The following is a 12,543-nucleotide window of genomic DNA, read 5'->3' as shown; positions in this document are numbered from 1 at the left end:
GGACCATCCGGGCGCGTATTCCTAAGCGGGCGGGAACCAGTCCAGCGGTGAGGATTCGGCCCGGCGACCGGGCAGATCCTCCGGGCCCTTGAGGGGCAGCCAGTCCGAATCCGCCTGGTCCACGTACAGCACGCGGCCTTCGCCGCGCCCGGCGGTCCACAGCACCTCGAATGCGTCACGGCTTACATACCGATCACCGCGCGCGGGGTCAGCGAGGCGTATGTTCTCCGCATCCACTCCGCGCAGCACGACATAGTGGCCCAGCTCACGCGAGCCCTGCAGATGCAGAATCCCGGGCCGTCCGACACGCCCCAGCGTCGCGGTATCCAGCGCATAGCCATGTGCCCGCAGCCCCAGACCCGCCGCGCAGCGCCGCAGTCGATCCATGTCCACCGCCTTCCGGGTACCCAGTTTACGCAGGATGCCGGCCTCGTCCGCGGGCTGGCCCAGCACCTCCCGCAGGAGGGTTGCCAGGGCCGCCGCGCCGCAGGTGCGGGCATGGGTCTGCCGCACTACCCGTTCGCCGCGGCTCATGCCCACAACCGTGCATAGGCAACGGCCACCACCGCGATGATGGCCCAGACCAGCAGCATCAGGCCCGCAGCCTGCCCCCGGCTCAGGCGGGCGATCTGGTGCAGCAGCACATAGACCAGCCCGAAGGTCACGAGCACGGCGATCAACCCCATCACCGGAACGGGCCCGAGGATCAGCGGTAGCATGATGATGATACTGGCTGCATGAATCTTCAGCGGCGACTCGGTCCGGCCGAGGACCAGAGCCAGAACCACCCAGACGCTGGCCGCAAGCAGCACAGAGAACGAGACCGCCGCCTGCAACGCCTCAAGGAATTCCTCCACGGGCGTCTTTGCACCGGCCAGCAGGCTGAGTGCAGTGTTGAGCACCACGATCACTAGCAGGAGCCCTATCCCCTGCAGCCATTCCGCGACGCCTCCTTCGAGCTCTTCCAGCACCCCCAGAGGGCGGCGCGCCAGTTTGCTGTAAAGTGATGCCATGCTTCCCTCGCGTCATTGGTCCAACTAGTCGTAGCGCAACGCTTCCATCGGGGACAGCGTCGACGCCTTCTGCGCCGGGTAATACCCGAAAAAACCGCCGATCGACGCCGAGAACAACACCACCGCAAGAACAATGAGCAAGTCGAGCTCCGGCGTCCACGGCAGAAACTGCGCGACCAGCAGCAGCGAAAGGCCGGCCAGCGCCAGGCCAATCAATCCACCCACGACCGTCAGCATCGCCGCTTCCCCGAGAAACTGCATTCGGATCCGTCCGGCCGTCGCGCCCACGGCGCGCCGGATCCCGATCTCGCTGACCCGCTCGCTGACCGAGGCCAGCATCACGTTCATCACGCCGATTCCACCCACGACGAGGCTCACTCCGGCAATGCTGACCAGAATCCAGGTCATCGCATCAACGATGCGCCCGGCAAGGCTCGCAATCTCGCCGAAATCGGTCACGCTGTGGGCCGCACCGTTACGTGCCAGGTTGCGCTTCGCCGACATCAGATACAGTTCAATCGAACGCTCTACGGCGTCCTTGTACTCGCGGTCCGCCTCCACGAGGATGTGCTGCACGTGCTGCACCCCTTCCACCTGCCGCTGGACAAAGCTCACCGGCACCAGCAGTTCGGTATCCTGCCCGTCGCCCAGAGCCGCATCCTCGCGTTCCGCAAGCACCCCGACCACCTCGACCGAGCGCTCCTGAAACTGCACGACGCGCCCCAGGGCCGGTCGGTTACCGAACAGACGGTCCGCCAGTTCGGCACCTATCACCCCGACCGCCGAACCCCGGTTTGCATCGCTCTCCGTCAGGCCCCGCCCGCGCGCGATTTCCATGTCCCGCATAGCGAAGTAACCGGGCGTCGTTCCCACCATCGTGCCCACGGCACGCCGGTCACTGCGCCGGAGCTCGCCACGGATCTGATAGACCGGGGCCGCATCACGGACATGTTCGATCCCGGATGCGATCTCCTGCGCATCCCTGGCATGCAGGCTTTCCGCGATCCGCGGATCGAAGAATGACGTCGGGTCTTCGGGGTTCCCGGGGGTCACCACCAGCAGATCCGACCCCAGCACCTGCACCTGGGCCTCGATGTAGTTCTTGGCACCCAGACCAATGCCGATGAGTGTCACCACCGACCAGATGCCGACCGCAATCCCCAGAATGGTGAGTGCGGAACGGACCTTGTGCTCGCGCAACAGGGCGAGCGCATCCCCCAGGCTGGTCAGGAACTCGGCAAGCCGGACATGCATCAGCGGATGCCCTCCCCGACCGGCGGAACCCGACGCAGCTGCCCCTGTTCTAGCCGATAACTGAAAGTCGCCCGCGCAGCCAGGTCCATGTCATGGGTCACGAGAATGACCGCCAGGTCCGGTTCCTGGCCCTGCAGCGTTTCGATGATCCGCATCACCGACGCACCCGTTTCCGGATCCAGGTTGCCGGTCGGCTCGTCCAGCAGAAGGATCCGCGGGCGCACCGCCAGCGCCCGCGCGATCGCCACCCGTTGCTGCTGTCCCCCGGAGAGCTGACGCGGTCGATGTTCGGCATGCGAGTCGAGTCCAACCTGACTTAGCGCGTGTTGCGACCGTTCCGTTTTCTCCCGCAGCGTAAGATCGTCGCGATAATCCAGCGGCATCGCCACGTTGCGCAGTGCGCTCATGCGGTCCACCAGGTGGAAACGCTGAAAAACGAACCCCAGAACCCTGCCGCGAAAAGTGGACAGGGCCTCGTCCGACAGGGACGACGTTTCCGTCCCTTCCACCCGCACCACACCGCGGTCGGGGCGTTCCAGACAGCCCAGTACGTGGAGCAGCGTGGACTTGCCGGAGCCGGAGGGACCGACAATCGAGACGTAATCCCCGCGCGCCACCGTGATGCTGGCACCCCGCAGGGGCTCGACCCGGTGGCCGCCCACCGAAAACCCCTTCTCCACCTTGTCCAGTGCCAGGACTTCGGACACGGGTCCTTCACTCGTCCAGCAGGACGCGAACGTTCGCCAGGTCCCCATCCGCATCTTCAAGGGCCGCGTACTCGTCATCCTGAAAATCGATTTGCACGCCAGCGGGCTCTACGCGCCCCGCATCGTCGACCACCCAGATGACCGTGAAGTCCTTGTCCCTGAGGGACTTCACTCTCTCTTCGTGCTCGCCCTGGAATTCCGACGGCGGCTGATACGCGAGGGCTTCGACCGGCACCGCCCGGCGTTCCCGATTGTCACCGACGTCGATCCGCGCCCGGGCACTCATGCCCGGGTAGAAAGCCCCATTCTCATTCGCCGTCCGGGCAATCACCCGGTAATGCCGCACGCCATCGCTGTTCCGAGCACCCCGTTCGACTTCCTCCACAGTGGCGCGGTGGTCCTCGCCGGGGCGCGCCTCGATGGAAAACTGCACTTCCTGCCCGGCTTCTACTCGACCGACGTCCGCCTCATGCACATCCAGGAACACGCGTATTTCATTCAGGGAAGGAGCGACCTCTGCCAAAGGCGTCGAAGTACTCGACGAAACGGGTTGCCCCGGCTCTGCGTGCACCGACAACAGGACCCCGTCGAACGGACTTTTGATCCGGGTGTTCTCAAGATCCTCACTGGTACGCTGCAGGTGCACACGGGCACGTTCGACCTCTGCTTCGGCCCTTTCCCGTGCCGCTCGGGCCTCCAGATAATCTGCCCGCGCCTGTTCGAACTCCTCGCGCGGGATCAGGTCCTGGTTCGCCAGCCGGCGGGCGCGCTCCTTGCTGCTGCGCGCCTGTTCATACCGGCTCACCGCGGTGGCCTCTTCTGCCTTGGCACTCCAAATTGCCGCTTCGGCCTCGCGGTGCTCATGCCGAACCTGGCGGTCATCCAGCTCGACCAGCACATCGCCTTTGCTGACCTCACCGCGCCCCCGAGGAATCTCCACCACCGCGCCCGGGACCCGGGCAAAAAGGGCCCGCTGCCCGCTGGCCCGCAACTCCCCATCCGCGCGCACCTCGGCCCTGACCACGCGTTCGGGAATCGGCGCAGTCACGGCACCGTCCGGCAGGCCCCCGTCATCCGGCAACACAATGAGTGCCACCAGCAACGCAAGCACCACCGCAGCCACCAGTCCCAACCGCAAGGCAAAGATCTGGTTGCCGTTACGCCCCTGGAACATGCCGCGTATCACCCGGCCGCCCTAGCGCAGCGTGTCGGTCGGAATAGACCCGAGCGCCCAGTAGAGACTCGCCAGAGCTTTCTGGCGATCAAACCGCGCACCTTCCAGTCGCGCCTGGGCTTCCGCCACATCCACCTGCGCATCCGACAAATCCGAAAAGCTCCGCACGCCCTCACGGTAGCCACCCCTGGCGTTGCGCAGATCCTCCTCCGACGCCGCCAGGGCACGCTGAGCCAGCTCGATCCGCTCTTCGGCTTCCACCAGGTCGTTTTCGGCCTCCCGGGCCTGCGTAACGACTTCGTTATAGTGTTGTTCACGCGCCGCCGCCGCTGCCAGCTGCCGGGCCCGTGCCTCGGCCACCCGCGAATCCCGGGCACCTCCGTCAAACATTTCCCAGCGAAGCTCCACACCGACCGTGTAATTGGGTGCGGTGCCCCCGTCGGCAAACTTCTCCACCCGGTACGTCGCGCCAGCCTGCAAGGTCGGGCGGAAACTCCGCCGATGCCGTTCCAGCTCGGCGCGCCGTGCGTCCACCGTTCGTACCTCTGCGACCACGCCCGGATGCTCCTCGGCCCAGTCCGTGTCTTCCAGCGCCTGCCTCCAGTCGCCCGGATCCCGAATGCGACTGCGCGTATCCACATCGAAGTCGGCGCGGTGGGGATGGACGCCCATTGCCCGGATCAGCCGCAGCCGGTGCCGCTCCACCGCGTTACGGGTTTCCGTAACGTCCACCTCGGCCCGCGCCACATCCGCATCGGCCCGCGCCACATCACCGGACGTCGCACGCCCTGCTTGATGCAGCCGCCGCGCCAGCGCCGCCGACTCTTCCTGCCGCGCGAGCGCTTCCTCGTGCACCTCAAGCAGTGCCTGTGCATGCAGGAGATCGAAGTATCCCTTCGCCACTTCCAGCACCGTGTCCGCTTCCACCACGTTCTCGCGTGCCCGTGCCGCCGCTCGGTCGCCCAGCGCCGCATCCTTCTCGCTGCGGCGCTGACCGAAATCCCACAGGATGTATTCGGCCGAGACATCACTGCTGTAACGGGTAAAGCCCGACATGTCCCGATCCGGTTCGTCCACCGTCAAGGAGACTCCACCGAACTCCAGCTCCGGTCGCCCCTCCTCCGGGGAAGCACTGTTGAGTGTGAGATGGTCCACCCCCGCCCCGACGTTCACGCGCGGGCGATAGGCCGCCTCGGCTCGTTCCACCCCGGCCTGTGCCACGTCCCGCTCGGCCCGGGTGCGATGGACTTCGGGGTTATTGTCGAGGGCGATCTGGATTGCGCTTTCAAGGGTGAGCACGTCCGCTCCCGCCACGGGGACGGAGGCTGTCACGAGACTCAATCCCAGCCCCATGAGGGCCTGACGCGTCGCTTCTTTCAACCGAGCATGAAACAAGGTGCGCCTCCATAACTATAAAGAGCGTACATCATGCAAACGGACAGTCCGGAACCGAAGTACCGTTTCCTACTAGTCTTTTCGCTCTTCCTGTTCCCAATACTTCCCTACGTCCACCAATTGCCAGCTCGCGGATCGTTGACGTAAAAAACTGATCCGTATTTACTGGATCCCGTCGGTGATCGCCGACCTGTGAAGGAGCAGACACAGCCAAAGGAGGCAAGCATGTTCCGCGAACTGGACACTGCAGAAATGGAAACCGTCGTCGGTGGCGCCGATGCCACGATCAATCTCGGTGCCCTGGGCACCATCACCATCGACGCCGCCATGCCGGCCCTCGCCGCGGTCGCTGAAGCAACCAACGACCTGCTGATTGGCCTGACCGGAGTGCTCGGCGGAGTCCTCTGAAAAAGAGCGCAAAGCGTGCTCCATTGCTCTCATTCGTGAACGTCACGGGTGAGAGACACGGTCTATCCTCGAGCGCCCCCCTGTCTCGAGGATAGTAGCTCCCCTTACCCATCCGGGGGAGCGCTCAGAGGGAGGAGATCGGATCTCCTTCCTCTGTTTTTTTGTGTGCAAACACAAAAAAGGCGACATACCGACCGGCATGCCGCCCGTACTTCCGGCTGCAACCGGGCCTTAGAGCAGTCCGCCCAGCAGACCGCCACCCAGAAGTTCACTCACCAGATCGAGCACCGGCTGGGCCAGACCCAGGACAGTACCAAGCAGACCATCAATGACATCCATGATTTCGCTCCTTTACATGGGTTTCCTGGAAACCTCCCGGATTCAAACCGAAAGGCAGTCTCACCATATCCACACCACGGGATCCGGTCACCCCTACTTTATTAAGGGGCGACAAGAATGGCGCGCATTATCGCTCGCTCAACGCATCGCCGGCACGGTTAAACGGCTTCAGGAGATATTCAAGAATCGTTCGTTCGCCCGTCTCGATATCCACGCGGGCAATCATCCCGGTCGCGACTGCCACTGACCGACCCGCATCCGTCTCGAGGGAGGTATCCTCCAGTTCAAGAGAGACGCGATAATAGATTTCTTCCGGGTTCACCTCGTCGCGGAAGGTATCCGGCGAGATATCCGTGACAATCCCCTGGAGTTTCCCGTAGCGCGAAGCATCGTAAGCGGTGATCTCCACCTGCGCTTTCTGTCCGGGGTGCACGTGTGCGATGTCACGCGGGGAGATCCTCGCTTCGATGATGAGGTCCTCGTCCTGGGGCACGATTTCCATGATCTTTCCATTAGGCGAGACCACCCCACCCAAGGTCTGGAGCTCGAGGTTCTGCACCCGGCCTTGAACGGGGGAACGCAGGACCAGGCGTTCCAGGGCGTCCTCATGCCCTCTTAACGCCGAGCGGAGAGCTTCTACTTCAGTACGCGTCTCGGCGAGTTCTTCACGCGCACGCACCCGGAAATCGTCCTCCAGCTCCTCTTTCTGCTGTCGCAACTCCGCCATGGAACGCCGCTGCTGCAGCAGTTCGACCCGCGAGGCGGCCCCGGCGTCCACGAGCTCGGCCGTGATCGACCGTTCCTGCTCCACAAGATCGATCGCGGTCTCGATGTTTCGCAGGCTGCGTTCGAAACCCTCCCGGCGACTGTCGAACAGAGCGCGCTCCGGTGCGGTAACGTCGGGTGCGGATTCCAGCGCGTCCGGAAAATCGATTTCGGGCGCCCCGGTGACCTCGGCTTCCAGGCGGCTCTTTCGGGCGAGCGCTCCAAGATAGCGCGCTTCCACCTCTTCTTTCTCCGCCCGTGTCTGTACCGGATCAAGGGCCGCCAGTTTCTGGCCCACGTCGACGGAATCGCCCCGCCGGACGTAGAGCTCGCGCAATATTCCGCCTTCCATCGACTGAATCACCTGCGACCCGGATTGCGGGACGACCGTACCCTGCCCGGTCGAAACCTGGGTCACCTCCGCCAGGAAGGCCCAGATCCCGAACGCCGCGAGCAGGAGAGACACCAGCGACACCAGGCGGACGGCCGTCGGTGCCCGCCCTTCCTCGCCGGGGAAATGGACCGGTTGGGACGACACCGTGCCCCTTGGTGTAGGGCGTCCGTGCCACCAGCGTCGCACGGCCTGCCCAAGATCCGCCCGCCACGTGCCCGCCTTCATCCCTGCGCCCCATCCCGAGCCGCCACATCGTTCCCCTGGCGCAACTTCGCGAGCACGCGGTCGCGTTCGTCGTCCGCAACGACGCGCCCTGCGTCGATAACGATGACACGATCGACCAGGTTGAGCACGTTCCGGCGGTGGCTGGCCACGACCAGCGTATTGCCCGGCGGCAAATGCGCCAGATCGCCGATCACTGCAGCTTCGGCCCGATCGTCCATGCCAGTGGTCGGCTCATCCAGCAACAGCACCGAAGGACGCCGCAGAAGAACCCGGGCCAGTACAATCGCCTGACGCTGTCCACCGGACAGCCCCGCACCCCCCTCGCTCACCATGTAGTCCAGCCCGTCCGGTACCCGCTTCAGCAAGTCGCGAGCGCCGATCCGTCCCAGCACCCGAAGGATCTCATCATCGGTGGCGCCGGGCGCGCCCAGCGTCAGGTTTTCTCTGAGCGAACCATGGAACAACCGGGCGCTCTGACTGACCAGACCCACATCCCGGCGCACATCGGCCGGATCCAGATGGGCCAGATGCACGCCATCGAGCATGACTTCGCCCTCGGCGGCATCAAGCAGACCGGCGAGTCCCTGCAGCAATGTGGACTTCCCTGCTCCGCTGCGCCCGATTACGGCAACCCGTTCGCCCGGCTGAATCTCCAGACGCCCGATCGTCAGTGCCGGACGTGGATCCTCACGTGAATAGATGAGCTTGGTCCGCTCCAGCTGGTAATGTCCACGCAGCAGGGAGCGATGGACCCGACGCTCACCCTCGGGATAATCCACGGACCGGCGCATGACGCCATCCAGTCCCTTCAGCGCCACCCGTGCCTGCTGCCAGCGATTGAGGACCTGGTTGATCTGTGCCATGGGAACCAGCATCCGCGACGCCAGGATGGAGGCAGCGACCAGCGCCCCGGTTGTCAGATCGCCGCTCATCACCATCGGCGCCCCGAACAGGATCACCACCGCAAACGATCCGGTCTGTACCGTCTGCCCCCAGGCGGTGAGCGAATTGGTCAGCAGGCGCTGGCGGAGATTCACCTCGGTGGTGACCGCGTTGTAATGGTTCCACTGGTTCTGAAACCGCGGCTCGGCCTGCAGCGTCTTGATGTCATCTCCCCCCTGGATCGACTCGACCAGCATGCCGTTGCGCCGCGACGCCTCGCGCATGGCCTCGTTGGCCAGACGGCTCAGACGCCCCTGCAGCAAAAGCCCCGGCAGAACCAGCGCGACGAGGGCCAGCGCCGGCACCAGCACCAGACTGCCGGCGATGTACCAGAAAACCACCAGAAACAGGAGAAAAAACGGCATGTCCGCCAGCACGGACACCGTTGTTGAGGTCATGAAGTCGCGCACCCGCTCGAGCTCGCGCAATTGCGCGATGAAACTCCCGGTCGACCGCGGACGCTCCGAATTGCGGATCCTCAAGGCATGCCCGAATACCCGGTCCGAAATGCGGACATCCGCATCTTTGCCCAGCACGTCGATGATACGCAGGCGCGCCACCCGCATCGCGAACTCGAACAGGAGCGCCAGCACTACACCACCGAACAGCACATACAGCGTCGGGAACGACTCCGCCGGAATCACCCGGTCATAAACCTGCATCGCGAACACCAGGCCGGCCAGCGCCAGCACGTTCGCCAGCAGCGACGCCACGAAGACATGGCCATAGGGCCGCAGATCGCGAAAGACGATGCCTCGAAACCAGTCCTGCCGATAGGGCTTGATGTATTCGTCGATCCGGGGGTCTACCTGATTTCGCAGGGGCCGCACCACGAAAACACGCCGTACCTCCGCCTGCAGCGCCTCCGTCACCAGCGCGCTGCGCACATCACCTTCACCTGCCCAGGCCACCTGCCACGCGCTACTGTCGTGGGTTATTCCATCGACGACCCCCACATCACCGCCTTCGAGTTCCACCAGGAGCGGCAACTTCCAGGTATCGAGCCTGTCGAGCACCCGTCGATCCGGAGATTCCGCCAATTCCAGACCCAGCTGCCGTGCGAGTGCCGCCAGCTGGCTGGCGTCGGGCTCCGCATCTCCGGCCCATGCAACCAGCGATCTTGCATGTTCCTCGGAAAACGGACACTCGTAGTAGCGCGCCACATGCAGCAGGGCCTCCAGCCACTCTTCCAGACCATGAGCAGTCGCGGACGCCCCCGCGTCGCGCGCCGTGCCCTTCATTCCTGCGCCCCCAGACCCAGCAGCGCGCTGAGCTTTCCGCCCTGCTCCAGACACCGCACGGCATGCAGGCGCCGGTCATGACGTGCATCCACCAGATCGAAGCGCGCCTGGAAATAATCCTGTTCCGCGCTCAGCAGGTCCAGCAGCGTCCGCGTTCCGGCACCCACATATTGCGTTTCATACAACCCGCGGAGATCGTCCAGCGACTCCAGGCGCCGTTCCAGACCCACGATCCGGGTCTCCAGATCGTCCAGCCGCGTAGCGGCTTCATCCACTGCTCGTGCCGACGCGGCCCTCAGCGATTCACGCCGCGCCGCGGCCGAATCCCTGCCCAGCTCGGCTGCTCGCTCACGCGCGCGGTTCCTGCCGCCACGGAATACATCGGCGGTGACATTTAACAGAACCGTGGATTCACTCTGATTCGGGAGATCGCTGTCGAAGAAATAATCACTCTGGAAATCCACTGACACCGTCGGCCAGCGAGCGGCCCGTTCACGCTCGCGCAGCGCCCTGGCCTCTTCCTGTCGTGCTGCCGCGACCTTCAGACTCGGTGCGGCGTCAAGCCCCTCCCGGTCGATACCCCTGCAACTCGCGGCCCAGTCGTCCGGAAAGGCGTCGTCGATCCGCATCCCCGACGCCACATCAATGTATTCATGCAGCTCTCGCCGGGCACTCTCCCGGTCCGCCCGAACATCGGCCAGTACCAGGCGTGCCTGTTCCGTCCGTGCTTCGACCGCACGGGTATCGGCACGTGCAGCCGCACCGAGATCCGAGCGCCGCTGGGCAAGCTCACCGATTCGTTCCATGGACTCGATCTGCTCGCGGGCAATCGCTTCCATGGCCTGATAACGCTGCATATCGATCATGGCCTGAAGCGCACTACTCGCGACCTCCTCCCGCGTCGCGTGCTGTTCCCCCCTCGCGCGGCTCACCCCGGCACGGGCCCTCTCGATGTCACTGCTCACTTCGCCGAAATCATACAGTCGCTGCGAGGCATTCACGCTCGCTACATCGACATTGCGCCCGAGCGAACTCTGGTATTCCGAACGGGTGCTGGCGGTCACTTGTGGCCAGCGCCGGGAGCGTGCCACCGTGACCTCTTCACGCTCACGCTCCATGTCGATCCGCGCTCGCCGCACGTCCGGGTGTTGGTCCACGGCCTCCCGCGCGAGTGCCGGCAACTGCGTGGCCCCTTGCGCACGGCGGACCTCGCCAGGGGGGCCAGTTTCGCTGGATGCCGAAGAACCCGGGGCCGCTACCGCATCGGCGCCCGCCGCCCCATCCGTCTGTCCCATCACCAACGACGCCGGTACCAGAAACAGTACCAACGCAATTCCCGTCTTTTTCAATGCTCCCCCCTTTTCGGGCACAACCGAACCCTGCCGCCACAACCCGGACGGAGCGGGCTCTTACGTCACATAGAAGCCGACTTCCATGTCGATTCGCCCCTCGTCAATATCTCCCGTGTCGGGATCTTCCACCCGGTATTCAAACTCGTCGGTCTCGCCGATGTTGCCGGCCTCTTCCTCCGCCACATACTCGAGGCTCCCGTCGTCTTCCACGGTCAGGGTGCCGAACTCACCCTCCAGTTCGACCGACCCATCGTCGAGCTCCTCGAGATCGCCGTTCCCCGCCAAGCGGACGCCCACCAGCAGATCTTCAAACTCCGGGTCGCCACGCACATCGACCATGGATGCGAGATCACCTTCATACGATTCAACTCCTTCGACCTCACCGTCGGACGGGTCCAGCTGCTCGTCCGGGTCAACCGTCAGAAGCTCGATGTTCTCCAGGGCCACATCCCCGCTGAGAAGTTCCACGCCTCCCTGGCGGCGCAGTTCCAGCTCATACTCCCCGGACTCCAATCCGGCCGAGGCGACATCCTCGTCCGTTCCGAAAAGGCCAAGGAGGTCCAGCCCCAGCAGCCCGGTGTCTTCCTCCAGTGTTCCGAGCGTTTCGAATTCCTCGTCGGAATCCTCACGATAGGAAAGTTCAATTTCGAAGCCCTGATTCAGCAGCGACAGGACCGAACCGGAGGACGCTTCGAACTGAAGCGCACCCACATCCCCATCCTCAATCGCGAACCTCAGTGAATCGCTGTCTTCGACACCGATACCCAGCAAGCCCCCTTCCAGCACCAGATCGTCCAGTTCCTCGACCTCAAACTGATCCTCCAGACCCGTCACCTCGACTTCCGAGACGCCTCCCAGATCCCGAGCAAAGATCGAGTTCACGGCGACGTCCACAGGGTCCGAAGTAAACCCGTCTTCGGACAGCGCCCGGACCGCCCCCTCGTAACCGAGGATCTCCTCATCGTCGACATCTTCGAAGTCGTCTTCTTCAAAGGCCCACGTACCGTTCTCCACCTCCGAAGTCAGCAGCACCTCTCCGTCATCAGCCAGCAGTTCCACTTCCGTAGCAAGCGGCCCCGCTTCGCCCGCGATGGCAATGCTGTTCTCCTGGGTGACCTCGGGCTCTTGCGGCGTATCCGAAAATTCAACTTCGGTCGGTTCGGACTCGTTCCCGGCGTCATCCGTCGCCGTCACCTCGCCCTCGAAACCGGCCGGATCCTCGGCCGGAAAATCCTCGGCCGGGATCGACCATTCACCATCGGCATCGGTCTCGGTGGTGGCGACTTCCTCGCCTTCGTCGTCCGTCAGCGTGATCGTGGTCCCCGCCTCCGCGG

The 12,543-nt window shown here is 64.3% G+C and carries 11 protein-coding genes; 1 reads left to right on the top strand and 10 read right to left on the bottom strand.

Annotation, left to right across the window (positions count from 1 at the left end; genetic code table 11):
* Positions 1–21: 21 nt before the first annotated feature.
* The 6 genes from D571_RS0112360 to D571_RS0112335 are packed head-to-tail and all read right to left on the bottom strand — an operon-like array spanning position 22 to position 5,447.
* A complete protein-coding gene (locus D571_RS0112360; protein WP_018937004.1) occupies positions 22–534 on the bottom strand; it encodes a C39 family peptidase in 513 nt (170 codons plus the stop codon).
* Positions 531–1,013, bottom strand: a complete 483-nt coding sequence (locus D571_RS0112355; protein ID WP_018937003.1) for a hypothetical protein — start codon at positions 1,011–1,013, stop codon at positions 531–533. The genes D571_RS0112360 and D571_RS0112355 overlap by 4 nt, the downstream gene beginning before the upstream one ends.
* Positions 1,014–1,037: 24 nt before the next feature.
* Positions 1,038–2,213, bottom strand: coding sequence for an ABC transporter permease (locus tag D571_RS0112350; protein ID WP_232196977.1), 1,176 nt, complete (start codon positions 2,211–2,213; stop codon positions 1,038–1,040).
* A gap of 53 nt (positions 2,214–2,266) precedes the next feature.
* Positions 2,267–2,974 carry an ABC transporter ATP-binding protein gene (locus D571_RS0112345; protein WP_018937001.1) on the bottom strand — a complete coding sequence of 236 codons (708 nt, stop codon included), beginning with the start codon at positions 2,972–2,974 and terminating at the stop codon, positions 2,267–2,269.
* A gap of 7 nt (positions 2,975–2,981) precedes the next feature.
* A complete protein-coding gene (locus D571_RS0112340) occupies positions 2,982–4,148 on the bottom strand; it encodes an efflux RND transporter periplasmic adaptor subunit (protein ID WP_018937000.1) in 1,167 nt (388 codons plus the stop codon).
* Between the two features lie 21 nt (positions 4,149–4,169).
* Positions 4,170–5,447 carry a TolC family protein gene (locus D571_RS0112335; protein WP_018936999.1) on the bottom strand — a complete coding sequence of 426 codons (1,278 nt, stop codon included), beginning with the start codon at positions 5,445–5,447 and terminating at the stop codon, positions 4,170–4,172.
* A 321-nt stretch (positions 5,448–5,768) separates the two neighbouring features.
* Between D571_RS0112335 and D571_RS0112330 the strand changes: the two genes are divergently transcribed.
* Entirely contained in the window at positions 5,769–5,951 is a 183-nt protein-coding gene (locus tag D571_RS0112330; RefSeq protein ID WP_018936998.1) for a hypothetical protein, read from the top strand.
* Between the two features lie 466 nt (positions 5,952–6,417).
* Here D571_RS0112330 and D571_RS0112320 read toward each other — a convergent pair whose 3' ends face one another.
* From D571_RS0112320 to D571_RS13820, 4 genes are all read right to left on the bottom strand, one after another.
* Entirely contained in the window at positions 6,418–7,521 is a 1,104-nt protein-coding gene (locus D571_RS0112320) for an HlyD family type I secretion periplasmic adaptor subunit (protein WP_369773864.1), read from the bottom strand.
* Between the two features lie 149 nt (positions 7,522–7,670).
* Positions 7,671–9,857: a type I secretion system permease/ATPase gene (locus D571_RS0112315; protein WP_018936995.1), complete on the bottom strand. Its 2,187-nt coding sequence runs from the start codon at positions 9,855–9,857 to the stop codon at positions 7,671–7,673.
* Entirely contained in the window at positions 9,854–11,206 is a 1,353-nt protein-coding gene (locus D571_RS0112310) for a TolC family protein (protein WP_232196974.1), read from the bottom strand. Before D571_RS0112310 ends, D571_RS0112315 begins: the two co-directional genes overlap by 4 nt.
* A 60-nt stretch (positions 11,207–11,266) precedes the next feature.
* A partial coding sequence (locus tag D571_RS13820) for an Ig-like domain-containing protein (protein ID WP_018936993.1) occupies positions 11,267–12,543 on the bottom strand: 1,277 nt, incomplete at its 5' end.

This window comes from Thioalkalivibrio sp. ALJ24 (genome assembly GCF_000377785.1).
Classification (GTDB): Bacteria; Pseudomonadota; Gammaproteobacteria; order Ectothiorhodospirales; family Ectothiorhodospiraceae; genus Thioalkalivibrio.
Note: the sequence above shows the minus strand (reverse complement) of the source record. Positions and strands in the feature narration are given on the sequence as shown.